The sequence below is a fragment of the Streptomyces sp. CMB-StM0423 genome (assembly GCF_002847285.1).
In the GTDB taxonomy this organism is placed as follows: domain Bacteria; phylum Actinomycetota; class Actinomycetes; order Streptomycetales; family Streptomycetaceae; genus Streptomyces.
In genome coordinates this window covers 6,105,678-6,131,531 of record NZ_CP025407.1, presented here as the reverse complement: position 1 = coordinate 6,131,531, position 25,854 = coordinate 6,105,678, and the positions used below count along the sequence as shown (strand labels likewise).

The 25,854-nt window shown below is 71.8% G+C and carries 22 protein-coding genes; 15 read left to right on the top strand and 7 right to left on the bottom strand.

What is annotated here, in order from left to right; translation table 11 throughout:
* Entirely contained in the window at positions 1-1,110 is a 1,110-nt protein-coding gene (locus tag CXR04_RS26620) for a peptidoglycan-binding domain-containing protein (RefSeq protein WP_101424776.1), read from the bottom strand.
* 215 nt (positions 1,111-1,325) lie between these two features.
* On the opposite strand from CXR04_RS26620, the gene CXR04_RS26615 reads away from it, so the two are divergent.
* Positions 1,326-3,401, top strand: coding sequence for an MDR family MFS transporter (locus tag CXR04_RS26615; protein WP_101424775.1), 2,076 nt, complete (start codon positions 1,326-1,328; stop codon positions 3,399-3,401).
* A 333-nt stretch (positions 3,402-3,734) separates the two neighbouring features.
* A complete protein-coding gene (locus CXR04_RS26610) occupies positions 3,735-4,337 on the top strand; it encodes a DedA family protein (RefSeq protein ID WP_101424774.1) in 603 nt (200 codons plus the stop codon).
* A 41-nt stretch (positions 4,338-4,378) separates the two neighbouring features.
* On the opposite strand, the gene CXR04_RS26605 is transcribed toward CXR04_RS26610, so the two are convergent.
* A complete protein-coding gene (locus CXR04_RS26605; protein WP_101424773.1) occupies positions 4,379-5,359 on the bottom strand; it encodes a hypothetical protein in 981 nt (326 codons plus the stop codon).
* A gap of 93 nt (positions 5,360-5,452) precedes the next feature.
* Positions 5,453-5,605: a hypothetical protein gene (locus CXR04_RS34985; protein ID WP_159072401.1), complete on the bottom strand. Its 153-nt coding sequence runs from the start codon at positions 5,603-5,605 to the stop codon at positions 5,453-5,455.
* 254 nt (positions 5,606-5,859) lie between these two features.
* Between CXR04_RS34985 and CXR04_RS26600 the strand changes: the two genes are divergently transcribed.
* Positions 5,860-7,263 carry a pyridoxal phosphate-dependent decarboxylase family protein gene (locus CXR04_RS26600; protein WP_101424772.1) on the top strand — a complete coding sequence of 468 codons (1,404 nt, stop codon included), beginning with the start codon at positions 5,860-5,862 and terminating at the stop codon, positions 7,261-7,263.
* Between the two features lie 62 nt (positions 7,264-7,325).
* Here CXR04_RS26600 and CXR04_RS26595 read toward each other — a convergent pair whose 3' ends face one another.
* From CXR04_RS26595 to CXR04_RS26585, 3 genes are all read right to left on the bottom strand, one after another.
* Positions 7,326-8,081: an MBL fold metallo-hydrolase gene (locus CXR04_RS26595; RefSeq protein ID WP_101424771.1), complete on the bottom strand. Its 756-nt coding sequence runs from the start codon at positions 8,079-8,081 to the stop codon at positions 7,326-7,328.
* A gap of 87 nt (positions 8,082-8,168) precedes the next feature.
* Positions 8,169-8,375 carry a hypothetical protein gene (locus tag CXR04_RS26590; protein ID WP_101424770.1) on the bottom strand — a complete coding sequence of 69 codons (207 nt, stop codon included), beginning with the start codon at positions 8,373-8,375 and terminating at the stop codon, positions 8,169-8,171.
* Positions 8,372-8,701 (bottom strand): hypothetical protein, encoded by a 330-nt coding sequence (locus CXR04_RS26585; protein ID WP_234380516.1) that lies wholly within the window; start codon positions 8,699-8,701, stop codon positions 8,372-8,374. The genes CXR04_RS26590 and CXR04_RS26585 overlap by 4 nt, the downstream gene beginning before the upstream one ends.
* A gap of 302 nt (positions 8,702-9,003) precedes the next feature.
* Between CXR04_RS26585 and CXR04_RS26580 the strand changes: the two genes are divergently transcribed.
* From CXR04_RS26580 to CXR04_RS26525, 12 genes are all read left to right on the top strand, one after another.
* Complete coding sequence (locus CXR04_RS26580) at positions 9,004-9,663, top strand: glycoside hydrolase family 25 protein (protein WP_234380515.1); 660 nt, start codon at positions 9,004-9,006, stop codon at positions 9,661-9,663.
* A gap of 678 nt (positions 9,664-10,341) precedes the next feature.
* Positions 10,342-11,292, top strand: coding sequence for a UbiA family prenyltransferase (locus tag CXR04_RS26575; RefSeq protein WP_101424769.1), 951 nt, complete (start codon positions 10,342-10,344; stop codon positions 11,290-11,292).
* Between the two features lie 27 nt (positions 11,293-11,319).
* Positions 11,320-12,936, top strand: coding sequence for a class I adenylate-forming enzyme family protein (locus tag CXR04_RS26570; protein ID WP_101424768.1), 1,617 nt, complete (start codon positions 11,320-11,322; stop codon positions 12,934-12,936).
* A gap of 42 nt (positions 12,937-12,978) precedes the next feature.
* Positions 12,979-14,241, top strand: coding sequence for a nucleotide sugar dehydrogenase (locus tag CXR04_RS26565; protein WP_101424767.1), 1,263 nt, complete (start codon positions 12,979-12,981; stop codon positions 14,239-14,241).
* Positions 14,238-15,212, top strand: a complete 975-nt coding sequence (locus CXR04_RS26560; protein ID WP_159072400.1) for an NAD-dependent epimerase/dehydratase family protein — start codon at positions 14,238-14,240, stop codon at positions 15,210-15,212. The genes CXR04_RS26565 and CXR04_RS26560 overlap by 4 nt, the downstream gene beginning before the upstream one ends.
* 5 nt (positions 15,213-15,217) lie before the next feature.
* Positions 15,218-16,690, top strand: coding sequence for an NAD(P)/FAD-dependent oxidoreductase (locus CXR04_RS26555; RefSeq protein ID WP_101424766.1), 1,473 nt, complete (start codon positions 15,218-15,220; stop codon positions 16,688-16,690).
* Entirely contained in the window at positions 16,690-17,688 is a 999-nt protein-coding gene (locus CXR04_RS26550; protein ID WP_101424765.1) for an alpha/beta hydrolase, read from the top strand. Before CXR04_RS26555 ends, CXR04_RS26550 begins: the two co-directional genes overlap by 1 nt.
* 57 nt (positions 17,689-17,745) lie before the next feature.
* Positions 17,746-19,977: an MMPL family transporter gene (locus CXR04_RS26545; RefSeq protein ID WP_159072399.1), complete on the top strand. Its 2,232-nt coding sequence runs from the start codon at positions 17,746-17,748 to the stop codon at positions 19,975-19,977.
* Between the two features lie 157 nt (positions 19,978-20,134).
* Positions 20,135-21,754, top strand: coding sequence for a class I adenylate-forming enzyme family protein (locus CXR04_RS26540; protein WP_101424763.1), 1,620 nt, complete (start codon positions 20,135-20,137; stop codon positions 21,752-21,754).
* Positions 21,755-21,855: 101 nt separating this feature from the next.
* Positions 21,856-23,289, top strand: coding sequence for an FAD-dependent oxidoreductase (locus CXR04_RS26535; RefSeq protein ID WP_101424762.1), 1,434 nt, complete (start codon positions 21,856-21,858; stop codon positions 23,287-23,289).
* Between the two features lie 139 nt (positions 23,290-23,428).
* The gene (locus CXR04_RS26530) at positions 23,429-24,031 is read left to right on the top strand and encodes a TetR-like C-terminal domain-containing protein (RefSeq protein ID WP_101424761.1); all 603 of its coding nucleotides are present in this window, start codon (positions 23,429-23,431) and stop codon (positions 24,029-24,031) included.
* Positions 24,032-24,046: 15 nt separating this feature from the next.
* The gene (locus CXR04_RS26525) at positions 24,047-24,889 is read left to right on the top strand and encodes an AfsR/SARP family transcriptional regulator (protein WP_101424760.1); all 843 of its coding nucleotides are present in this window, start codon (positions 24,047-24,049) and stop codon (positions 24,887-24,889) included.
* 219 nt (positions 24,890-25,108) lie between these two features.
* On the opposite strand, the gene CXR04_RS26520 is transcribed toward CXR04_RS26525, so the two are convergent.
* Positions 25,109-25,852 carry a hypothetical protein gene (locus CXR04_RS26520; RefSeq protein ID WP_159072398.1) on the bottom strand — a complete coding sequence of 248 codons (744 nt, stop codon included), beginning with the start codon at positions 25,850-25,852 and terminating at the stop codon, positions 25,109-25,111.
* Positions 25,853-25,854: the final 2 nt, after the last annotated feature.

Below are 25,854 nucleotides of genomic sequence, written 5' to 3'. Positions count from 1 at the left end.
TCAGGGTTCCTTCGTCATGGACTCCAGCGCACGGCGCGTCTCCAGGCCGTAGACGCCGCGTTCGTCGCCGTCGATGCCGTTGGCGTCCTGGAAGCGCTCGACCCCCCGGCGCGTGAAGGGGCCGTAGTCGCCGTCGATGCGCGTCAGGAAGGGGGCATGACCGGACTCGATGAGCCGCTTCTGCAACTCGACGACCTCCGGGCCCGAATCGCCCTCCCGCAGCGTGGGCGGGGGCGGGTCCGGGTCCTCGGAGGTCGTGCCGGGGTCGGGGTCAGCCGGCGTGCTGGGGTCGGAGCCGGAGTCAGGTGGGGCGGCGGTGACGTTGCCGGCTTCGGTGCGGTCGGCGGGTGTCCCGTCCGGGTCGGCCGATGCGGTGCCGGTGCGGTCGGATTCGGCGGCGCTGGGCTCCGCCGGGTCGTCGCCGTCCGCGGGGGCGCTGGGGGCGCCGCTGTGCGAGGCGTCGGGGCCGGGCTTCGTGCCGCCGCCGGTGGGGACGGCGGTGACGGTGTCCGGCTTCGGTACGGCGCGGTCGTCCTCCCCGTCGTCCGAGAACAGCCCGGAGCCCAGCAGTCCGACGCTGAGCGCGGCCACGACGCCGCCGACCGTGAGGACCAGCGTCAGCCGGCGGCGCCGGCGGGCGGCGAGGCGGTCGCCGCGGCGGCGCGGGTCGTACGGGTCACGGGTGTCGTCCGCGTCGTACGGATCCCCGGCGGCGCGCGGCGCGGCCGGGTCGTCGGCGAAGAGGCCGAGGTCGGCGTCCGCGGGCCCCTCGGGCGCGGCGCCGATGGGGCCGTAGGGGACGGCGAGGGTGCTGCCGGGAGGCGGCGCCCCCGGGGCATAACCCTCCGGCGCGCCGCTGCCGGGAGGCGGCGCCTCCGGGCCGTAGCCCTCCTGGCCGCCGCCGGCCTCGTCGCCGTCGCCGTCCCATCCCCCGACCGGACCCGGCGCCTTCATGACGTACGGCCGCAGCAGCGGCCTCTCCCGCTCCGGCGGACCCCCCGCGCTCGCCTCGACGCCGTCCTCCGCACCGCTCTCCGCGCCGCAGGCGCAGCCTCGCCCGCCGTCCTCCCGGGGCGGCCCGCCGCAGGTGCGGCATGCGCGAGGTATCACCGTGCTCCCCCTCCTGTGGGCTGGAGGCGATTATGCAGACCCCGCGGAACCCTGCGCACCGCACCCCGGCCGCAACCCGGCCCGAGCGGACCGCCCCGGCGGGCCGTATCGACGCTTCCGGGCGACTATGAGGCAAACGACCCACACATCACCGGCACCACGAGTCTCAAAAGCACCACCCGCCGCACGGTCACACCACCCGAGGGGAGCCGCGCATGTCCCAGACCGCCGGCGCCCCGCCCGCCCCCGAGGTCCCCGGGCAGGGCCTCCCCCGGCGCGCCGTGCTGGTGTCCATGGGCGCCCTGCTGTCCGGGATGCTCCTCGCCGCACTCGACCAGACCATCGTCGCCACCGCCCTGCCCACCATCGTCAGCGACCTCGGCGGCCTGGAGCACCTGTCCTGGGTGGTCACCGCCTATCTCCTGGCCGCCACCGCGGGCACTCCGCTCTGGGGCAAGCTGGGCGACCAGTACGGCCGGAAGAAGCTCTTCCAGACCGCCATCGTCATCTTCCTCGTCGGCTCCGCGCTCTGCGGCATCGCGCAGAACATGGGCCAGCTCATCGGCTTCCGCGCCCTCCAGGGCATCGGCGGCGGCGGGCTCATGTCGCTGGCCATGGCGATCGTCGGCGACATCGTGCCGCCGCGCGAACGCGGCCGCTACCAGGGCCTGTTCGGCGCCGTCTTCGGCACCACCAGCGTCCTCGGCCCGCTCCTCGGCGGCATCTTCACCCAGCACCTGAGCTGGCGCTGGGTGTTCTACATCAACCTCCCCATCGGCCTCGCCGCCCTCGTCGTCATCGCCGTCGTCCTGCACATCCCGCGCCGCGCCACCAAGCACCGCATCGACTACCTCGGCACCGCCCTCATCGCCTCCTTCGCCATCTGCCTCGTCGGCGTCACCTCCCTCGGCGGCACGACCTGGGCGTGGGGCTCCTGGGAGGTCGTCGTGGCCGGGCTGCTGGCGATCGCGCTGCTCACCGCGTTCATCCGGGTCGAGCGCCGGGCGGCGGAGCCGGTCATCCCGCTGAAGCTCTTCGCCATCCGCACGTTCACGCTCTGCTCGGTCATCGGGTTCGTCGTCGGCTTCGCGATGTTCGGCGCCATGACGTACCTGCCGACCTTCCTCCAAGTGGTCCGCGGCGTCTCGCCGACCACCTCCGGCGTCCACATGCTCCCCATGGTCGCGGGCATGCTCATCGCCTCCACCGGCTCGGGGCAGCTCATCAGCCGCACCGGCCGCTGGAAGGTCTTCCCCGTCCTCGGCACCGCCGTCACCACCGTCGGCCTCCTGCTGCTCCACCGGCTGCACCAGAGCAGCAACAACTGGGAGCTGAGCGGCTACTTCTTCGTCTTCGGCTTCGGCCTCGGCCTCGTCATGCAGGTCCTGGTGCTCGCCGTGCAGAACGCCGTCTCCTACGGCGACCTCGGCGTCGCCACCTCCGGCGCCACCTTCTTCCGCTCCATCGGCGCGTCCTTCGGCGTCGCCGTCTTCGGCACGGTCTTCACCAGCCGGCTGCGCCACAAGCTCGAAGCGGAGCTGAGCGGCGTGTCCCTGCCCGGCGGGCTCAGCATGAAGTCGCTGGAGTCCGACCCCCGCTCGATCGCCCGGCTCCCCGCCTCCCTGCGGCAGGAAGTGGTGAACGCCTACTCCACCTCCATCACCGACGTCTTCCTCTACGCCGCCCCCGTCGCCGCCCTCGCCTTCCTCATCTCCCTCTTCCTGCGCGAGGACCCGCTGCGCGGCACCGTCACCGTCCCCGACGGCAGCGAAACCGTCGCCACCAATCCCGTCGAGCGCTCCCCCCACGACGAGGTGTGCCGCGCGCTCAGCGCGCTCAGCACCCGGGAGGGGCGGCGGGAGTTGTACGAGGACATCACCCGCCGCGCCGGCCTCGACCTGCGACCCGCGTCGAGCTGGCTGCTGCTGCGCGTCCAGCGGTACGAGTCCACCGAGCCGGTGGCGCTCGCCGAGCGCACCGGGCTCCCGCTCGAAGTGGTCCTCGGCGCGGCGCAGGAGTTGGAGGAGCAGGGCCTGACACGCCGGGAGGGGCTGCCGGTGCTCTGTACGGAGGAAGGCACCCGGGCCGCGCAGCGGCTTTCCGGGGCGCGGCAGGCGGCGCTGGCCGAGCTGCTCGGCGACTGGTGGACGCCCGACCGGCCCACGGACCTCACCGAACTGGTGGAGCAGTTGTCCGCCGAGCTGTGCGGCTCCGACCACGAGGCGCCGTCGGGCGAGACGGTGGAGAAGTGGCGGCCGGACCCGGACTCCCCGCCGAAACCCCCTGCTTGACCGGCACCGCGCACCGCCCGCGCCGTACGACGGCCCACACCGCCGCCGTACGACGGCCACACCACCGCCGTACGCCCCGGCGTACGACCGCCGTACGGACAGCGCCCGGCACTCCGTGCCGTACGGCATGCGAGTGACAGCAGGTGAGCGGGTCCTCAGGAGTGATGCAGGTTACATCTGGTCCCCCCGTGCGAATTCCGGCGACGCGCCAGGCGTACGCTGTGACCCGCCCGGCGCTCTCGTCCGTGGCAGAAAAAATCACCGGATGACCGCCGGGATACGGGGAGCAGGGGAACAGTGGAGTTTGTGGGGTCACTGAGCGGTACCCCGTGGATGTACGCCATCGTCGCCACCTCCGTCCTCCTCGACGTCTTCCTGCCGCTGCTGCCCAGCGGCGCGCTGGTCATAATGGCGGCCACCGCCGCCGCCGGCACCACCACCGCGGCCGACGCCGTACGCAACGGCGCCACCCTCCCCGCCGCCGACCACCTCATCGAGCTGCTGGCCCTCCTGCTCTGCGCCGCCACCGCCTCCGTACTCGGCGACATGCTCGCCTTCCGGCTCGCCAGCAGAGGCCGGGAGAAGTTCGCCAACTCCCGCCTGCTGGTCCGCGCGCAGGAGCGCCTCGGCCACCACCTCAGCGGCCGGCGGGGCGGCGGGATCGTCGTCCTGGCCCGGTTCGCACCCGCGGGGCGCAGCGTGGTGATGCTCGGCGCGGGCGCGATGCACCGGCAGGTACGGGAGTTCCTGCCGTGGTCCGCGCTCGCCGGGCTGCTGTGGGCCGCGTACGGCGTGACGCTCGGGTACTTCGGCAGCCGCTGGCTGGGCGCGGGCTGGCTGGCGACGGGGGTGTCGGTGCTGGCGCTCTTCGTCGCCGGGCTCGGCGCCGCGTACCTGGTGCGCAGGCCGCGCCCGCAGCCGACCGCCACCGACTGACCGCCTGCCCGCCCGCTCGCGTCCGGGGCGCGTCGGGGGCGTCAGCCGCGCAGGTAGGCGTCGACCTCGTCCGCCACCGCCCGCGAGTAGCGCTCCAGACCAGGGGACTTGGCCGGGCACGGCTGTCCGCCCTCCGGGGTCGGCGCGAGGCAGAAGTGCAACGGGTCGTCGTCGCGGTGCAGTCGGGCGGTGCCGCCGGGGCCGGTGCAGTAGCCTGCGGTGCTCTGCTCGTAGTCATTGCACGGCAGGTACTGCGTCCACTTCCTGTCGTCGTCGCGCAGTTCGCGGCCGCCGTCGGCCAGCAGGTCGCCGGATGCGGCGGCCTGCCGGTCGTACAGGGCGTTGACCTGCTCGATGCGGTCGGGGTGCAGCGCGTCGGGCGGCTGCTGCACCCAGACGATCCGGGGCCGGGGCACGTTCGCTTCACGCGCGGCGTCGGTGATCTGCCCGGTGAGGGCGCGCAGGTCGGCTGCGTAGCGCTCGTAGTACGCGGCCGTCCCCCACTCGACGCCCTCCATGCAGGGCGTGTAGCCCCAGGTGTTGCCCCAGAACTGCAGCACGACCACGCCGGGTTCGCGCTTCTCGACCAGGGCGGCGGCCTTGTCCTCGCGCGGGACGAGGGAGCGTCCCGGGCGGCCCTGGAGGTAGTCGCAGACGGTGACGCCGGCGACGGGCTCGCTGCTGTACGAGCTGACGCGGGTGGAGCGTTCGAGCCGGCTGCCGAGGACGTCCTGGGCCTCCATGGCGAGGGAGTCGCCGAGGTAGAGCACGTCCTGCGGGGCGCGCGGGGGCGCGCCGGGATCGGCCGAGGCGGCGCCGGAAGCGCCGGGGGCGGGCTTGGACGCCTCGGGTCCCGGGGTGGCGGGGTCGGGGGACGTGAGACGGGAACGGTCGGGCGCCTGGCTGCGTACCGCGCTGTCCACCGCCTCGCCGTCGTCGGAGCGCGACACCGCGCCCCAGCCGACGGCCACGGCCACCAACGCCACGGCGAGCACGGGCCCGGCCCAGCGCTTCGTCTCCATCAGATCCTCCGGCACCCGGTGACAACTGGCCAGTAGGGTAGGGAGTCGACCGCCCCCGGGTCGAGGCCCTTCGGCCCTTTCAGGCAACGGGCGTCAGGCTGGGGTGGCGTACCGCCCGGCCACCGCGTCGTACGCCTCCTTCCTCTCCCACCGCTCCGTCTCGCCCTCCGGGAACCGGACCACGCCGAAGCCGGCCGTGTCCAGGTCGTGCCGCGGGTCGTCCGGGGTGTGCGGGAAGTCCCGCATGGCACCCGCCCGGCGAGGGCGATCGACGCCCCTTCGAGCACGCCCGCGTAACCGGGCGCGACGGCCCGGCCGCCTCGCGGTCAGCGGTCCAGTGGGGCGGAAGTGGCCGCGGACCGGGGCGGGGGCGGGCCCGTAGCGTACGGAGACGTGGTCGGCGTACGACGTATTGCCGCAGGTCGCGGCGGGTCTGCCGCCGTCCCGCGGGCGTCACCCGCCGCCCGCCGCCAAGCTCGCCGTACGCCCAGGAGGCCCCCGTGCACCCCGCCCTCGCCGCCGACCTCGACCGCTTCGACCAGCTCCTCGACGCCGCCCGCGCCCGCGCCGTCGCCGCCCTCCGCGGCCTCGCGGACCGCCCGGTCGCCGCCCCCGCGCCGGGCGCCCCCGGCCCGTACGAGCCGCTGCCCGAGCGCGGCGCCGGGGGTGCGGCGGCGCTCGCGCGCTTCGGGGAACGCTGGGAGCCAGGCCTTTCGGGCAGCGCGGGGCCGCGCTACCTCGGGTTCGTGACCGGCGGGGCGACGCCGGCGGCCGTGGCGGGCGACTGGCTGGTGGGTGCGTACGACCAGAACGTGGTCGCCGCAGGCGACTCCGCGGCGACGGACCTGGAGCGCGAGACGGTGGGCTGGCTGCGCGAGTTGTTCGGGCTGGGCGAGGCGCACGCGGGCGCGTTCGTGTCCGGGGCGACGATGTCGAACGCCGTCGGGCTCGCCGTGGCCCGGGAGTGGCTGGGGGAACGGCTCGGGGTCTCGGTCGCGGACGCCGGGGCGGGGGCGCTGGGCGAGGTCGCGGTGCTGTCGGGCGCGGCGCACTCCAGCGTCCCCAAGGCGCTGTCGCTCCTCGGGCTCGGCCGCGACGCGCTGCGCGAGGTGCCGCTGCTGCCCGGGCGGGAGGCCGTGGACGTGGCCGAACTGGCGGCCGCGCTGGCCGCGCTGGACGGCCGGCCGGCGATCGTGGTGGCGAACAGCGGCACGGTCAACACCGTCGACTTCGACGACCTGCGCGCGATCGCGGCGCTGCGGGAGCGGTATCCGTTCTGGCTGCACGTGGACGCGGCGTTCGGCGCCTTCGCGGCGCTGTCGCCGGAGCACGCACACCTGGTGGCGGGGCTGGACACGGCGGATTCCGTCTGCGTGGACCTGCACAAGTGGCTGAACGTCCCGTACGACGCGGCGGTGCAGTTCACCCGCCGCCGGGACCTCCAGGTCCGCGTCTTCCGCAACGCCGCCGCATACATGGCGCAGCCGGGCGACGACCCCGACTTCGTCCACCTCACCCCGGAGAACTCCCGCCGCCTGCGCGCCCTGCCGGCGTGGCTGACGCTGGCGGCGTACGGGCGCGAGGGCCACCGGGAGGTGGTGGAGCGCAACGCGGCGCTGGCGCGGCGGTTCGGCTCGGGGGTGGCGGACGGTCCCGGGAGCGGGCTGCGGCTGCTGGCGCCGGTGCGGCTGAACGTCGTGTGCTTCACGCTCGCGGCGGAGCCGACGCGGGAGCGGGTGGCGGCGCTGGCGGCGGCGGTGGCGGCCAGCGGGGAGGCGGTGGTCACGCCGACGGTGTACGGGGGGACGCACGGGCTGAGGGCGGCGTTCAGCAACTGGCGTACGGGGCCGGAGGATGTGGACCGGGCGGTGGCAGCGCTGGTGAACGCGGCCCGGAGGGTGTAGCGGAGGCCCGGGAGCGACGGCGCGGCCGGCGGGACCGCCCCCACCCGACCGACCCGGCTCCCTCAGTCCGCCCCGAGTTCCACGACCGTCCCCGGCCGCGCGACCCCCACGTCCCCGCCGAACCCCCGACGCGCCGCGGCGATCGCCGCGGCCTCGTCCCCGCCCGGCCACAGGTGCGTGAGCAGCAGCCGTTCCGCGCCCGCGCGGGTCGCGTGTTCGCCGGCCTGGCGGGCGCTCGACAGGTACGGCGCGTCCTCCTCCGGCACCTCCTCCGGGTAGGTGGCCTCCGCGAGGAACAGGTCCGCCGCGTCAGCGAGTTCCGCGAGCGCCGGGGTCGGGCCGGTGTCACCGGTGTACGCGAGGACCCGGCCCGCCGCCGTCAGCCGCAGCCCGGCGTTGGGGACGTGGTGCGGCAGCGCGCGGGTCCCGACGCGGAACGGGCCGGAGGTGAACTCCGGCTCCGTCGCCGGGTCGAACGCGCGCAGCTCGTACGACCCGTGCAGCATCCCCGGCCGGTCCAGCGCCAGCACCGCGTCGAGCGCACCGGCCGGGGCGTACACCGGCAGCGCGGGCGCCGGCCTGTCGGCGAGCGCGCGGGCGCGGAGGAGGGGGTTGAGGTCGGCGCAGTGGTCGGGGTGCCCGTGGGTGACGACGACGGCGTCGACGTCCTCGGGCCGCAGGTGCCGGAGGAGCTGCGGCATCACCGCGTACCCGGGGTCGAGCAGCAGCCGGTGCCCGTCGTGCTCGACGAGGTAGCCGCTGCAGGCGGCGTCCGCGGTCGGCCAGGCGCCGCGGCCGCCGAGCACGGTGAGCTTCATGCCGTTCCTCCCGTACGCGCGCGGAGGCGGATCCGCCCCCGCGGGCCACGGTAACGGCGGCCGCCATCCGCGTCCGCGCGGGTCCCGTCACCAGGCGATGTGCACCAGGAACCAGCCCGCGAAGCCCACCCAGGCCGCGACGAAGACCGCCTTGCCCACCGGCGTACGCACCCGGAACCACGCCCGGGTGCGCTCCGAGAGGGTGTCGCCCTTCTGCGGCGTGCGCAGGGCGATGACCTCCACCACCGCACCGAGGGCGAGCAGTCCGCCCCAGATCCAGTCGGCGCCGCTCACGCCGGCCGCCCCTCGGCGTCGGGCGGCGGTACGGCGGCCACCGGCGCCGCGGGCTGCCGCGCCGCGGACGTCCGCGCCGGGTACTCCGGCGGTCGCGCCCAGCCCAGCAGCACGCCCGCGACGACCCGCAGCGGCTTCCAGTCCCGCTTCGCCGCCCACTCCTCCAGCGCCCGGAAAACCGCGTAGTACACGGCGGTGACCAGCGCGGTGACCCCGGCGGTCACCGTCGTGGAGTCGGCGTCGACGCCGAAGGCACCGGCCGCGGTCACGACCCAGCCGACGAGCAGCGGCACCAGGGTACGTAACACAGAGATGTAGAGATTCATGGTCAGATCCCCCGATCTACGGCCACCACGGGTAAAGCGGCCTTCTCACACGGGAGATGCCCGCACAGCGGCCCCCTGAACCACAACCTGAACGTCCTCTTCCGCATCGAACTCCCCCGGCACGGCCGCCCCTTGGGGCGCACTCGGCGAACGCGTGATTCGACGGCGGCGCTTGCGCGGCGCCCGCAACGGGGATGAGGGGAGAAACGCAAGAGACGGCAAGGACAGCAAAGGACAGCGAAGGACAGCGCGAGGGATTCGGCCACCGTCCCGTCCCGACCCCCACTCGAAAGGGACGAGTGATGACCATCAAGGGCATCGACGTCAGTTCGCACCAGTCAGGCAACTACTCCACGCGAGGCATGGACTTCGTCTTCGTCAAGGCGTCGGAAGGCCGCAGCTACGTCAACCCCAAGCAGGGCGACCAGGCCACGCACGGCCGCGAGGCGGGTCTGGTGCTGGGCTTCTACCACTTCCTCTGGCCGGGCAACATCAAGGCGCAGGCCCAGTACTTCGTCGACAAGGCGAAGGAGAAGCCGGGCGACATGCTCGCCTGCGACTGGGAGCACACCAGCGAGGGCACCGCGGCGAGCAACAAGGAGAAGGACGCCTTCATCAAGGAGGTGAAGCGGCTGCGCCCGCGCCACAAGGTGCTCCTCTACTGCAACCGCGACTTCTGGCTCAACCGCGACACCACCAGCTACGCCGGCGACGGCCTCTGGATCGCCCAGTACAACGGCAAGCCCGGCAAGCCGGACATCCAGGCGTCGTGGCGCTTCCACCAGTACACGTCGTCGCCGATCGACACGAACGTGGGCCGCTTCACCTCGCGTTCCGCGCTGCGCTCGTGGGCGCGGGAGCGGTTCGACGCGAAGCTCACGGCGGAGGCGACGGACGCCGGGACGGAGACCGGACAGCCGGCCGGGACCGCGGCCGGAGGCGGAGCCGAGGATACGGAATGAGGGTGCGGCGGACCTAGCGGCGGGCCGCGGCAAGGCCCTCCGCAGGCTCCGCCGGATCTCCCCGGCATAGCGCCGGGAAAGAGCGTCGCTTCCGGTCCGCAGGCCCCGCAGTTCCGCGACCGGAAGCACACGCGTCTCCGCCCCCTCCGACGAGCAGCCCCGGACCATGCGCGGGGCTTTACGCATCCGTACGACCCTCGCCCCGATACGACCAGCACGTACCGGTCGTACGCCTTCCCGCCCTCTCCCCCGCGGCCAACCGGCCGCCGGAATCGGCCCCTCCCGCGTCTCCGCGTGCCGACAGGGCCTGTGAGCAGCGGCTTTAGTCCCGTCCATGGACTGCTTTGGATACTCGCCGGGCGCGGGCACGTCATCCGGGACCACCTGTTCCAGATCCGGCTCCGGCTCCGGCTGCCCTTCCCGCGCGCACCCGGGTTGAGCACTCCCGGGAGCCGGGCGCAGCAGTCCGTCCGTACGTCTGGAAGGGAAGAGCGTGACAGGTGCGACGACACCGGCCCAGGCCGGCACCCCCCGGGTGCCCTGCTGCTCCCAGGCGACGGCCCCCCAACCGCCATGGACCTTCTCCGCGTTCAGCCGCCCGTTCCGCGGCCCGGTCCTGATATCCACCACCGGCCGCAGGCCACTGACTGCCTGACGGCCTGGAAGCAGAGGTATCTCATGAGCGAGACCCTGCAAGAAGGACGGGCGGCGCCGCCCGGGAAGAGGCTGAGCGCCTTCGTCAGCCTGGCGAAGCTGTCGTTCTTCGACTACTACCTGTCCGCGTTCGTGGTGTGGACGATGCTGCCACCCGGGACGCGGGACGACCCGGTCACCGTGTGGACGCTGGCCGTGCTCACGCTCGGCTGGGTGGGCGTCTGTGCCGCGACCGTCGCGTTCGACGACGTCACGGGCTTCCGGGACGGCAGCGACCAGTTCAACTACGACCCCGAGCAGAAGCAGTTGCGCAGCCGCAAGCGCAAGCCGCTCCTCGACGGGCGGCTGACCGAGCGGGAGGCCGTACGGTTCGGCTACGCCGCCCTGCTCACCGGCCTCGTCTGGCTGGGGCTCGCGGTGCTGACCTCGCCGCACCGGCCGGTCTGGGTCCTGCTGCTGACCGTCTTCCTCGTCTTCATCAGCGTGCAGTACTCGTACGGCCTGCGGCTGAGCTACCGGGGCGGGCAGGAGCTGGTGCTGCTGCTGAGCACCGGTCTGGTGGTGCTGATCCCCTACGGCCTGACCCACGGGGAGCTGACCGGCATCGTGGCCCTGGAGGCGTACCTCTTCGGCCTGTGGAGCCTGCTGGTCTCGGTCTACTCCAACATCAACGACGTCGACGGCGACCGGGCCGCGGGCCGCAGGAACCTCGCGATCATGCTCCCCGCCCCGGTGTACCGCGGGGTCATCGCGGTGCTGAGCCTGTCCGAGACCGCCGTCATCGTGCTCGCCTGCGCTCTCGGCGCCGTGCCGTGGTGGTTCGGGTTCTTCCTCGCCCCGCTGGTCGCGGTGCGCGTCGTCCAGATGGCGACCGGCCTGGTCCGGCACGACCCTCTGAAAGCCCGGAAGCTCGGCGGTCAGGCGCATCGGCTCGGTGTGGTCCTGATCATCGTCGCCAACCTGTTCGCCGTCTGACCCACTTCGGGGAAAGCAAGGTGGATCATGAAGAAAGCACCACGTCCGAAGAACCTCGGCGGCCTGCTCGAGTCCTACGCCGGCGCGGAGACGCCGCAGTGGAGCCTCGACCGTCCCTTCGACATCGCGCCCGACGGCGGCCGGGAGTACGACGTCTCGGGGCTGGCGCGGCTGGTGGCCGACATGTCCGGGCGGCTCCGCGAGGCGGGCCTGCGGCGGGGTGACCGGCTGGCCATCGTCAAGGAGAACCACCACGACGTCGTGCTGCTGGCGGCCGCGGCCGCCCGTATCGGCGCGCTCCCGGCGATGATCTCCACGTCCGTCGCGCCCGCGACGCTCGCCACCATGATGGAGCGCTTCGACCCCCGCGTCTTCATCGCCTCGGACTCGGTGCTCGCCGCCGGGGCGGCCGCGGGTGTGACGATGACCGGCGAGAAGACCCAGGTGGTCGCGATCGAGGGCGACACCTCGCTCTCGCCGGGATCGCTCGCCCTCGCGGACCTCGCCGGGGCCGACGTACCGCCGATGGATCTGCGCGCCGACGACGAGCCCATGATCTGCACGCACACCTCGGGCACCACCGGCGTGCCCAAGCTGGTCGCGCACTCGGCCAACACCCTGATCGGCGTCCTGACCAAGCTGGAGACGCTGCCCATACCGGGCCTCGCGGTGGGCAAGGACGACGTGTTCGCCTCGTGCATCGCCTTCGTCCACGGGCGGGCCATCACCTGGACGTACGCCCAGCTCGCCCGGCCGCCCAAGAAGGTGGTCGTCCTCGGCGGCTCGGAACCGGAGCTCGTCGCCGAGACGCTGAAGAAGCACCGGCCCACGGTCCTGGAGACCTGCCCCAACCTCTACCAGCGCTGGGAGCCGCTCACCGAGAGCGACCCGGAGGCGTTCAGCCAGATCCGGGCGTACCTCAACACCTTCGACGCCATCCACCCCTCCACGGTGCGCAAGTTCATGGAGGCCAGCCGCCGGAGCCGGCCCGTGTGGGGTCAGGTGTGGGGCCAGAGCGAGACGGGCCCGGTGGCGATGGCGCTCTACTCGCGGAACAAGATCCGCAAGAACGCGGGCGCGCTGAACCCGGTGACCAGCAACGTGGGCAGGCCCGTTCCGTTCGTCACCCGGATCCGGCTGGCCGACCCGGAGACCCGCAAGCCGGTGGCCCGCGGGAAGCAGGGGCTCGTCCTGGTGCGCACCAAGGGCCTGTGCCTCACCTACCTCGGCGAGGACGAGCGGCACCAGGAGAAGAAGTGGGACGGGTGGTGGAACACCGGCGACATCGGCGTGCGGTCCCGCACCGGGCTGCTGCGGATCCTCGACCGCGAGGTGGACGTCATCCCGGGGACGAGCGGCATCGAGCTGGAGAGCATCCTGCTGGAGCGGCTGCAGCGGTCCACCGAGGTGATCGTGCTCGGCAACCCCGGCGGCCTGCCGGTCCCGGTGATCAGCCTGTCCGGCGGCACGCTCGGCAAGGAGGAGTGGAGCGAGGCCACGGAGGGACTTCCCGAGCTCGCCGAGCCGAAGATCATCGACTGGGACGAGTTCCCCCGCACCGGCACCTGGAAGGTCCGGCGGTTCGACCTGCGCCAGCAAGTGCTCGGCTCCCAGGCCACGTACGGCTCCGGCCGCTGGACCTGAGCGGACCGTCACCTCAACCGCCACCAGAGAACGGACCAGGCGATGAAGAAGATCGTCATCATGGGCCAGGGCTACGTCGGTCTCCCGCTCGCCATGCTGGCTGCAGAAGCGGGCAACACGGTCGTCGGTTTCGACGTCAGTGAGGAGCGGGTCAAGAGGCTGTGCGCCGGCGAGTCCTTCGTCGAGGACATCGCACCGGAACGGCTCGCGAGTGCGCTGGCGTCGGGCAACTACCGGCCCACCACCGACGAGAAGCAGATCGACGGGTTCGACGTCGCGGTCATCAGCGTCCCCACCCCGCTGCGGGAGGGGGCGCCCGACCTCCGGCACATCGAGTCGGCGACGGGCATGGTGGGACGCTTCCTGCGCCGGGGCGCCACCGTCGTGCTGGAGTCCACCACGTACCCCGGGACCACCGAGGAACTGGTCGCCCCCATCCTCGAAGAGAGTTCGGGGCTGACCGCGGGCGAGGACTTCCAGCTCGGCTACAGCCCGGAACGGATCGACCCGGGCAACCGCACCTGGACCCTGGACCGTACGCCCAAGGTCGTCTCCGGAGTGAACGAGAAGTCGCTGGCGGCCGTCGACGACTTCTACGGCGGGCTCATCGAGAACACCGTCCCGGTCGGCTCCACCCGGGTCGCCGAGCTGACCAAGCTGGTGGAGAACACCTTTCGCCACGTCAACATCGCCCTGGTGAACGAGCTGGCGATCTTCGCCCGCGAACTCGGGATCGATGTGTGGGAGGCCATCGACACGGCCTCGACCAAGCCGTTCGGCTTCATGCGGTTCACCCCGGGTCCCGGAGTCGGCGGCCACTGCCTGCCGGTGGACCCGGTCTATCTGTCCTGGCGCGTCAACAGGGCCCTGGGGCAGCGCTTCCGCTTCGTGGAGCTGGCCAACGACGTCAACGACCACATGCCCGGCTACGTCGTCCAGCGGCTGATCTCCGCGCTCAACGAGCGGCGGATGTCGGTCAACGGCGCCCGGGTCCTGGTGCTGGGACTCGCGTACAAGCCGGACACGGGCGACGCCCGGGAGTCACCTGCGGTGCGGGTCATCGAGGCCATGCTGCGGATGGGCGCGAAGGTGCGTGCGGTGGATCCGCACGTGGTCGAGCCGATCGCCATCGACGACCGGGTGATGCGGGCCGAGCTGGTCCCCGAGGAGATCGAGCAGGCCGACGCCGTGCTGCTGATCACCGATCACTCCTCGTTCGACTACGAACTGGTCGTCGAGCACGCCCCCTACGTCCTGGACTGCCGTCGCCGGCTGCCCGCGGGCCCGACGGTGGAGTACCTGTGAGCGGGCCGCCGCAGCGCGTCCTGGTCACCGGCGCGACCGGCTTCATCGGCGGCGCGGTGACCCGGGCGCTGCTCGCCGCGGGCCGCGAGGTGACGGCGCTGGTACGCGACACGTCCAGGGCCGGGGACCTCGCCGAGGCCGGCGCCCGGCTGCACACCGGCGACATGCTGCGCCCGGAGACGTACGTGCCGCTCGTGGACGACGTGGACGCCGTGGTGCACGCGGCCCAGATCCGCTTCAGCGGCAGGATGTCCAAGACCACGCTCGCCGTGATGCGCGAGGCGGACCGGGTGATGTCCGACGCCCTGGCCCATGCCTGCCTGAAGGCCGGCAACCGGCTGCTGTACGCCGCCGGAACGTTTGTGTACGGCGACCACGGCGCCGAGTGGATCGACGAGTCCACCCCGCACACCCCCGCGCCGCTGGGCGCCGGCCACGCGGACGGCGCCGCCCGACTGCGCGCCCTGACGGCGCAGGGCCTCGATTCCGTGGTGCTCTACGCCGGCTTCGTCTACGGCCCCGGCGGCAATTTCAAGGCCGCGTTCTACGACCAGGGGCGCGCCGGCCGGCTGCGCCGCCCCGGCGACGGCCGGAACTACTGGAGTTGCGTCCACCTGTCCGACCTGGCCGCCGGCTACCTGGCCGCGCTGGACCGGGCGCCGGCCGGCAGCGGCTACAACCTGGTCGACGACGAACCGCTGCCGCTCGCCGAGTTCACCCGCACCATCGCCCGCGAGATGGGCGTCTCACGGGTGTCGGGGGTGCCGGGATTCGCCGCCTCCCTGGCACTGGGCCGCCCGGTGGCCGCCTCGCTCATGACGTCGTACCGCGTGTCCAACCGCCGCGCACGCGCGGACCTCGGCTGGGCCCCGGCCCACCCCACCGTGGCCGACGGCCTGCCCGGAACCCTGGAGGCCCTCGCGGCCGCACTACCACGACACGGCTCCTCCACGAAGCAGCGCGGAAGGTGAGGCAGATGAGTAGGAACCTGAGCGGCACGTGGGACGGTGCCGGCCACGCCATCGTGATCGGCTCCAGCCTCGCCGGGCTCACCGCCGCCGCCGTACTGGCCCGTCACATGGAGCGGGTCACCGTCATCGAGCGGGACCGGCTGCCGAGCGACGCGCAGTGGCGTCCGGGAGTCGCGCAGTCGCGGCACGCGCACAACCTCATGGCCGCCGGGCACCAGGGCCTGGGCACACTGTTTCCCGGGATCCAGCAGGAGCTTCTCGACGCGCAGATGGTGTCGGTCCGGGTGCCCGAGGACATGCTCATGCTCGCCCCGGGCGGCTGGATACCCCGGTTCGAGACCGGCATGACGATGATGACGGGCACCCGCGACATCGTCGACGCGGTCGTCCGCGACCGGCTGCGGGCGGAGCCGAAGGTCACCTTCCTCCAGGAGCACGAGGTGGTCGGCCTGCAGGGCGGCCCCGGCGACTCGGTCAGCGGCGTCCGCGTACGCGCCAAGGACAAGGACGCCAAGGGCGGCTGGGGCGAACCGGAGCCGATGGCCGCGGAGTTCGTCGTCGACGCGGCCGGACGCAAGTCCCGCGCACCGCAGTGGCTCGGCGAACTGGGCTACGACAAGCCCGCCGAGAGCGTCGTGGACGCCAAGACCGCCTACGGCACCACCGTCTACGAGCCTCCCGTCGGCCACGCGGCCGACTGGAAGTGCATCCTGCTGCTCGCCACCCCCGAGAACCCCAGGCAGGGCATCCTCAATCCCATCGAGGACGGGCGCTGGATGGTCTCGGTCTCCGCCAGCGGCGGCAACCGCCCGCCCACGGACCACGAAGGGATGCTGGAAGGCGCCAAGTCACTCCGCCACCCCGTGGTGTACGAGGCCATCAAGGACGCGACCCCGGTCGGCCCGGTGTACGGCTCGGGCCGCACCGAGAACCGGTGGCGCCACTTCGAGAAGCTGCGCCGCTGGCCCGACCGCTTCCTGGTGATCGGCGACGCGCTGGCGGCCTTCAACCCCTCGTACGGACAGGGGATGTCCGTCGCGGTGCAGAGCGCGCTGCTCCTCGACAGGATGCTGGAGAGCCGCGGGACGGCCGGCGGCACCCAGCGGCTCCGCCGCGCCCTGTCCAAGCAGGTCGCCGTCGCGTGGCAGTTGGCCACGGCCATCGACCTGCACTACCCCTGGGCCGCCGAGGCGAGCCCGCCCGATCTGCCGACCCGGCTCGGCATGCGCTACGTCGACCGCGTCGGCGCCGCCGCGCCGACGGACCACGACGCGGCCCGGGTGGTGCTGGAGCTCGCCCAGCTCCTGGCCGCACCGACCGCGGTGTTCCGCCCGCGCGTGCTCAGGTCCGCGGTGCGCGGGCCGCGCGGACACGTATCCGCCGACCCCCCGCGCGCCCCGCACCGGGCCGAGACCGCTCCTGGAGCGGACGACCGGGCGATCTCTTCGCCCTCCAACCGGAAAACAAGGAGTAGCTGATGTCGACTCAATCCACAGACAAAGCGCCGGATACGACGTCGGGTGAGGCACCGGAAACCGGCCACATTACCGAGGACCTGACCTTCCGTATCCGGACGAGTGCCGACCCCGAGAACGAATGGGTACTGAGCGCTCAGCTCGTCATACCCGAGGGCGGCGCCGACACCGTCCAGGTGCTGCTGCCCGGTCTCACCTACGACAGGCGCTACTGGCAGGTGCCGGGCGAGTACGACTACTGTGACCATATGCTCCGAGCCGGATACGCGGTGTTGCTGCTTGACCGGGTGGGAACGGGAGCGAGCAGCAGGCCCCCGGCGCCACAACTCCACGCGGACAGCCACGTCGAGACCATCCATCACGTGGTGCAGCAGCTCCGTTCCGGCACCCCCGCCGGGCACTCCTTCAGCAAGATCGTCTCGGTCGGCCACTCCTACGGCGCGGGCATCGCCATCATGGAGGCCGCCGCGCACGCCGACATCGACGCGCTCGTGGTCACCGGCATGCTGCACACGACCTCGCCGCTCTACGACGAGGTGATCAACTTCTTCCACCCGGGCTCCCAGGACCCCGTCCTGAACGACGCCTCCCTTCCGCAGTGGTACATGACCCAACGCCCGGGTCTGCGCGCCCGGATGCTGGAGCACGCGGACGGCATGGACCCGGAGCTCTCCGCCCATAACGAAAAGATCAAGTCCACCGCCACCATCGGCGAGGGTGAGAGCCTGCCACAGACCTATCTGCCCGAACATTCCCGTGCGGTCAAGGTCCCGGTCTTGTTGGTGGTGGGAGAGCATGACGCCTTGTTCAGTAGTGCGGACGTGGATTTCGCGGCAACAGGCGAAGCCGTACTCGCCTTTGAGGCGGACTTCTACGCGGCGGAGTCGGAGCTGGAGGCACACGTCATCCCGGGCGCGGGTCATTCATTGAACGTTCACCGAAATGCCACCGACAGCTACGCCATCGTCCGGGACTGGGTGGACCGGAAGCTCTCCGGGTAGTTCCCGTGGCGGAGTTGATGATGCGAAAGGTAAGTGATGTTTGATCGACTGACGCGCATGGCGCTCACGTCACCGAAGAAGGTGGTGGGACTGACCTTACTGGTCGTCTTCCTCTTCGGTGGCGCTTCGGCGGGGCTGCAGGACCGGCTGACCATGGGCGGATACGAGTCCACCGGCACCGAGTCGTACAAGGCGGCCCAGGAACTGGAGAAGACGTTCGAGCAGGGGGAGCCCAACCTCGCGCTCGTCGTCGAGGACGCCCGCGGCGTGGACGACCCGGAGGTGGCGGCGGCCGGCGGCCGGCTCACCGAGAAGCTGGCGGACGAAGCGGACGTCACCAACGTGGTGTCCTACTGGTCTTCCGAGCAGGCCCCCGCGCTGCGCGGGGAGTCGGGCGAACAGGCCCTCGTCCTCGGTCGGATCACCGGTGACTTCGACGACGTCATCGACCGGGTGGAGAAGCTGGACGAGGACTACACCGGCAAGGTGGACGGCCTTGAGGTGACCACCGGCGGCTCCGCCATGATGTGGCTGGAGAACACCACCAAGGCCGCCGAGGACGCGACCAAGGCCGAATTCATGGTCTTCCCGCTCGTGCTTCTCGTTCTCATCATCATCTTCGGCGGCGTCGTGGCCGCTCTGCTGCCGCTCTCCGTGGCGATATGCGCGATGCTGACGTCGATGGGCGTGCTGTTCGGCATCACGTTCCTCACCGACACCTCCAACGTGGTGGTCAACACGACCACGTTCCTGGGCATCGGCCTCGGCATCGACTACAGCCTGCTCTTCGTCACCCGGTACCGCGAGGAACTGCGCCGGGGCAAGGAGATCCCGGAGGCGATCAGCACCACCCTGCACACCGCGGGACGGACGGTGCTGTTCTCGGCGTTCACCGTCGCCGCCGCCTTCCTGGGGCTGCTCGCGCTGCCGTTCACCATGATGAGGTCGCTGGCCATCGGCTGCATCGTCACCTCGCTGCTGGCCGCGTTCCTCACGGTGATCCTCCTGCCGGGGCTGCTGAAGTGGCTCGGCCCGCGGATCGAGAAGTGGCGTCTGATCCGGCGCAAGTCCGACCCGTCCGAGGACGGCGGCGGTTCCTGGCACAAGCTGGCGACCGGCGTGATGCGCCGCCCCATCGCGGTGACCGTGCTGGTCCTCGCCATCGTCGTCCCCCTCGGCCTGCCCGCACTCAACATGAACCTGCGGCTCCCGGACGAGAGCGTGCTCGCCACGGACGCCCAGTCCGCCGAGGTCGCCACGGTGCTGCGCGAGGACTTCGACTCGCGCGAGCAGCAGCCGGTCCAGATCGTCGCCACGAACACCGGCGCACCGGACCAGCAGACCGGCGAGATCGACGACTACGCCAAGCGGCTGTCCCAACTGCCCGGCGCCACCCGGGTGGACACCCTCACCGGCACGTACGAGGACGGGCAGCTCGCCGCCGAACCCGGCCCGGCGTCCGCCCGGTTCGCCGTGGACGACGGCGTGTACTTCTCGATGATCCCCGCCGCGGACCCGTACTCGGACGCCGGCACCGACCTGGTCGAGGACGTCCGGGCGGAGAAGGCGCCGTTCGACGTACAGGTCGGCGGGCAGGCGGCCGTGAGCACGGACACGTTCGACACGCTCGTGGACCGGCTGCCGATCGCCGGCGCCATCCTCTTCGTGATCATGTTCATCCTGCTGTTCCTGCTGACCGGGAGCATCCTGCTGCCGCTCAAGGCGATGGTGCTCACCGCGCTCAGCCTCACCGCCACCTTCGGCGCGCTGGTGTTCATCTTCCAGGACGGCAACCTGATGTGGCTGGTCGGCGACTTCGTCGAAACCGGCGGCATCACCTGGACGGCGCCGATCATGATCTTCGCCATGGCCTTCGCCTTGTCCATGGACTACGAAGTCTTCATGATCTCCCGCATCAAGGAGGAGTACGACCGCACCGGTGACAACGAGCTGGCGGTCGCCTCCGGCCTGGAGCGGGTCGGCAAGGTGGTGACCTACGCCGCGCTGCTGCTCTCGCTGGTCTTCCTGGTCCTGCTCACCTCGGGCATCAGCTACATGAAGGCCATCGGCATCGGCATGGCACTGGCGATCGTCATGGACGCCACGCTCATCCGGGGCGGCCTGCTGCCCGCGTTCATGAAGCTCATGGGCAGCGCCAACTGGTGGGCACCCAAGCCCCTCAAGGCGCTGCACACCCGCTTCGGCATCAGGGAGGGGGAGGACCTGGCCCCGGCGCCGGCCGCCACCGGCACCGACACCGACGCCTCCTTGGCTGCGCAGAAGCAGTAGCACCACCTCGTACGGCCGCTCACCGCGCCGCCCGGCTCCCTGGGGAACCGCGGTGCCCGGCGGCGCGGGTGGGGCGCCGTACGCCCCACCCGCGCCGCCGCCCCGGCACCACGTGCCGGCCCAAGCCCACGTTTCCTCTACGAAGCGGGATTCCGCGATGCCAAAGAACCCACGTCCCAAGAACATCGGGCTGCTTTTCGAGCACTACGCCGGCGCTCCGGCGCCGGAGTGGCACCTGGACATACCGTTCTCCATCGCGCCGGACACCAGGACCCACGACGCCACGTCGCTGGCGAATCTGGTGGCCGACATGTCGGGACGGCTGAAGGCGGCCGGGCTGCGTCGCGGTGACCGGGTCGCCCTGGTCAAGAACAACCACCTCGACACCATCGTGCTGGCCGCCGCGGTGGCCAGGATCGGCGCCCTGCCGGCCATGATCACCTCGACGTTCGACTCGGAGACGCTGGCCCGGATGATGCCGCGGCTCGAACCGAAGCTGCTGGTCGCCTCCGGTGACGTGCTCGGCGCCGCGGACCGCGCGGGCATCAAGCTGGTGGACAAATCCACCCGGGTGGTCTGCGTCGACGGCGCGCCGGACAGTCCGTCCGGAGTGACGCCGCTGGCCGAGTTCGCCGGTGCGGACGTCCCGCAGCCGGACATCGTGGACAACAGCGAGCCGATGCTGTGCACGCACACCTCCGGGACCACCGGCGTGCCCAAGTTCGTCGCGCACTCCGCGAACACGCTCCTCGGGGTGCTCTCCAAGCTGGAGACCCTGCGGATCCCCTTCCTCTCCACGCGCCCCGACGACACCATCGCCTCGTGCATCGCCTTCGTGCACTCGCGCGCGGTCACCTGGACCTTCGCCCAGTTCGCGCTGCCGCCGGCCAAGGCCGTGGTGCTGAGCCAGGCGGACCCCTCGACGGTCGTGGAGACGCTGAGCAAGCACCATCCGACGACGCTGGAAGCCTGCCCCAACATCTACCAGTTGTGGGAGCACCTGATCCGGACGAACCCGGAGCTGTTCACGAACATCCGGGCCTACCTCAGCACCTTCGACGCCATCCACCCCAGCACCGTCCGCGCCTTCATGGCGGCCACCAAGCGCCGCGGCGCGGTGTGGGGGCAGAGCTGGGGCCAGAGTGAGATCGGGCCGGCGACCCTGGCCGTCTACCCGAAGCGCAAGGTGATGCGCTCCGAGGGCAGCCGCGGCGGGCCGATCACCAACAACGTCGGCCGCCCCATCCCCTTCGTCACCCGTATCCGGGTCGTCGACCCCGAGACGCGCAAGCCCAAGCGGCGCGGCCAGCGGGGGCTCGTGCTCATCCGCACCAAGGGCCGCTGCCTCACCTATCTCGGCGAGCCCGAGCGGCACCGCGAGAAGGACTGGGACGGCTGGTGGAACACCGGGGACATCGGCGTCCACACCCGCTCAGGCAGCCTGGAGATCCTCGACCGCGAGGTCGACAGCATCCCCGGGATGAGCAGCCTCGAACTGGAGAGCCTGCTGATCGAGCGCCTCGACGCGGTCACCGAGGCCATCGTCCTGGGCAACCCGAACGGGCTGCCCCTCCCCGTGATCAGCACCTACGACGGCTCCCCCCTCGACCCGCAGGAGTGGCGGCGGGCCACCGCGGACCTGCCCGAGCTCGACAAGCCACGGGTCATCCCGTGGGAGGACTTCCCGCGGACCGGGACCTGGAAGGTCCGCCGGCCCCAACTGCGCAACCGGATGCTCAACAGCGAGGAGACCTTCGGCACCGGCCGCTGGACCTGAGACGACGGCCCGGAGCCGAGGGAGACAGGCCGTCTTTCCGTCATGAGGCGTGCCCACAGGTCGGCAGAAACCTGAACTCGGAACGCAGGGGAGAGAATCGGATGACTGACATATCCACCGGAGCGAGGGGCGGGCGCGCCATCGTCATCGGCGGAGGGCTGACCGGCATGCTCGCCGCGTGGGCCCTTTCCGAGGTGATGGACGAAGTCACCGTGCTGGAACGGGACCGGGAGCCCACCGGTCCCGACTTCCGGCCCGGCGTGCCCCAGGGCCGGCACGCGCACGCGTTCATGGAGGGCGGCCAGCGGGCCCTCGAAGAGCTGCTTCCCGGCATCATCGACGAACTCGTCGAGGCCGGTGCGACCCGTACGAAGCTGCCCGCCGAACTGCTCTGGCTGGACTACGCCGGCTGGAACGACCGCGGCACCGCCATCCGCGGCAGCGCGGGCTCCTTCCTCACCTGCACGCGGCCGATGCTCGACTGGATCGTGCGCGCCCGGGTCCTCAAGAGCCCGCGCATCAGCATCCGCCACGGCATCACGGTCTCCGCGCTGCTCTGCTCCCAGGACGCGGTGCGCGGCGTCGTCGCGCAGGAGAAGGGCGGCGAGCCGGAGGAGCTGACAGCTCCCCTGGTGGTCGACGCGAGCGGGCGCGGTTCCAACGCACCGCGCTGGCTCCGGGAGCTGGGGTATCCGGAGCCGAAGGAGGAGCTGATCGACTCCGGGATGGCGTACGCCTCGCGGCTGCTGCACCGTACGCCGGAGTCGGAGAAGGAGTCGTTCAATGTCGTGATGATCCAGCCGGTGCTCTCCACCCCGCGCTTCGGGCTCCTCATACCCGTGGAGGACAACCGCTGGCTGGTCGCCCTCGGCGGGCTGCGCGGCTACGAGCCGCCGACGGAGTCCGACGAGTGGACGCAGTTCGCGAAGGAACTGCGCAGCCCCATGATCCACAAGATGATCGAGAACGCGGAGCCCGCCACCAACGTGTTCGGCTTCCGCAACACGCAGAACCGGCGGCGCTACTACGAGAAGCTCAGCCGGCGCCCCGACGGCTTCCTGGTGCTCGGCGACGCCGCGTGCACCTTCAACCCGGTCTACGGGCAGGGCATGTCGGTGGCCTGCTTCGAGGGGCTCGCCCTGCGCAAGCTGCTGGCCAGGCACGGTGCGGGGAAGGGGATGACCCGCAAGGCGCAGAAGATGGTCGCGCGTACGATCCGCAACCCCTGGACCATGGCCACGAGCGAGGACCGCCGCTACCCGACGACGGTCGGCGGCGGCCGCCCCAACGCCCTGGAGCGGATGCTGGACTGGTACGTCAAGCGCGTCAGCGCGGAGGCGCTGGTGAACCCCGTGGCGGGCAAGGCGTTCTTCAGCGTGGTGATGCTGCTCGAACCGCCGACCCACCTCTTCCGCCCGGGGGTCGTGCTGGCGGCCCTCCGGCGCCGCGGCGCCTCGGTCACGGTGCCGGAACCCGTACTCGCCGGAGCGCAGACCGACGACGACTCCCCGGGCATCGCCAGCGGCAACCGCTGAGCCCGGCGGGCACGGCGCCGGGCCGCCGGCGCCGTGCACCCGCCGCGCGCGGGGATGCCAGCATCCCGTAGCCAAACGGCAGATCCTTGCCATACCTGGATCGCTGCTGCCCGAGAAAGCCGAACTCTAGACTCGGCCCATGACTGAGCAACAGGTTGCGGTGGCGGAGCCGTCCCCCGGTGCGCGGCAGGACTTCTTGCGGGCAGTGGTGAAACTGTGCCGGGAGCGGGTGTACGAGGACATACAACCGGCCGACGTCGCCAAGCTGGCCGGCCACGACGAGGAGCAACTGCGGGCGATCTGGCCCACGAAGAGCCTGATGGTCGTCGAGGCGCTGTTCGGCATGGTCGCCCCCCGGCTGGTGTTCCCGGACACCGGCGACTTCGAGGCCGATCTGCGGTCCCAGTTGACGTCCATCGCGGAGGCGTTCGGAGACCCCGGTGTGGGTCCCCACATCGCGGCGCTCGCCGCCGAGGCCAACACCGACCGGATGCTGGCGAGGGTCTTCCTCGACCGGGTCTTCACCCCCAACCGCGCGGCCGCCTCGAAGCGCTTCCGCTCGGCCCAGGAGGCGGGTCAGGTCCGGCGGGACCTCGACCTGGACGCCGCGATCGACATGGTGTTCGGCCCGATCTGGTTCCGTCTGCTCCTCGGCACCGGAACGCTCACCGCCGAACTCGGCGCCTCCCTGGCCGACCACGCCGTGGGCGGCCTGGCGTCGCGCCCGGACCGTACCGAGTAAGGGGCAAGGAGATCAGTGGAGTTCAGAATACTGGGCCCGCTGGAAATACACGCGCGGCGGGCCGGCGGGGGCGACCTGACCCCCCGGGCCGCCAAGCTCCGTGTCGTACTCGCGACGCTGCTCGTCCGGGCGAACAAGGTCGTCTCGATCGACAGGCTGATCGACGAGCTGTGGGGTGACGAGCCGCCGCGTACCGCGATGACCACCCTGCAGGTGTACGTCTCCCAGCTCCGCAAGGTCCTCCAGGAGGCCGACGCCGAAGGCGGCCGGAAGGCCCTGGTGACCCGCGCGCCCGGATACATGCTGCTGCTGAACGACGCGCAACTGGACCTGGTGAGGTTCGAGGAGCTGTACGCGCAGGGCCGCAAGGCCATGGACCGCGGGGACTACGACCTCGCCGCGGAGCTGCAGCGCACCGCGCTGGAACTGTGGCGGGGCCCGCTGCTCTCCGACATCCCCCACGGCACCCTGCTCAACAGCACGGCCGTCCGCCTGGGCGAGGCCCGTATCTCCGCCCTGGAACAGCGCATCAGCGCCGCGCTGCACCTGAACAGGCACCACGAGGTGGTCGGCGACCTGCAGACCCTGGTCACCGAACTGCCCATGCACGAGCAGTTCCACGCCCATCTGATGGTCGCCCTGTACCGGATGGGCCGCCAGGCCGACGCGCTGAGCACCTTCGCCAGGCTGCGCGCGACGCTGGTGAAGGAGCTGGCCATCGAACCCGGCATCCAGATGCAGCAGTTGCACCGCCGGGTCCTGAACGGCGATCTGCTGCTCCTGCACCCGTCGGCATGGCGAGCCGAACACCCCGAGGGCGCCGGCTCGCTCCCGCACGGGGCCGCACGAGCGGGCTAGACCCGGCCGGGCCGTCCGCCCGCGGACCGACTCGCACGCCCGGGACGGCCGCCCATCACCGGCGTCCGCCCGGGCCGCAGCCGCCTCCGGCCCCGCGGGGGCCCGCCCCGGGGACCTGCGGTGATCAAGTGGGCGCGGACGGGTGCGAACCGCCGGCATCCGCCTCGGAAAGATCGCTCGCGGGCGCGGGCAGGTGCTGGTGCGGGGGCGATCCGGTGGTCAGCTTCCCTGGTAGATCGTCGTGCACAGCAGGATGGCACCGTCGTCCACCAGCCAGGACCAGTACCGCGTCTGGTCGCCCGCCACCCGACGGCAGTTGTCCGCGGTGGCGCCCGCCGGAGCACGGTACACACCGGTGATGTGCATGATCTGGTTGTACGCGGCCGGCACCGGCTCTCGCCGGCAGGGCACGGCGGTCATCACCCCGAGGGATATCGAATCGCCGGACTGCCGCCCCAGCAAGCAGTAGTCGGCGTGGAAGATACGGGAGAGACACAGCCTCGTCGTGTTGTCGCTGACCCCGGACCGATAGCTCCAGAACGACTTCCCGTAGCTGGTGGGGCAGTCCGTGTTGGTACCGGTCACCTGGACCACCGCCTGCTTGCTGGCGCACGACACGGGATCCGGCGGCACCTCGGCGCTCCATTCGATCGTGCCGTCCCCGCGGCCCGTGTCGAACACCGCCAAGCAGTCGCCGACCGAAACAGCCTGGAACGCCTCCTCGGAGGGATCCGGAGCAGGCGTCGATGGATCGGGCTCGGGCTCGGGATCGTCAACGCCCGCTGCACCGCTGCCGGGGATATCCACTGCCGGGGGCGGGCTGGAAGGCGGGTCGTCCAGCAGCTCCTTCAGCTCCTCCGGGTTGCTCACACCCAGCCACGCCAGGATCGAGAGCACGGATGCGATGGCCCCGAGCAGTCCCCACACCTTGGCCGCGGAATGACCATCGGATGCACCTGTCACCA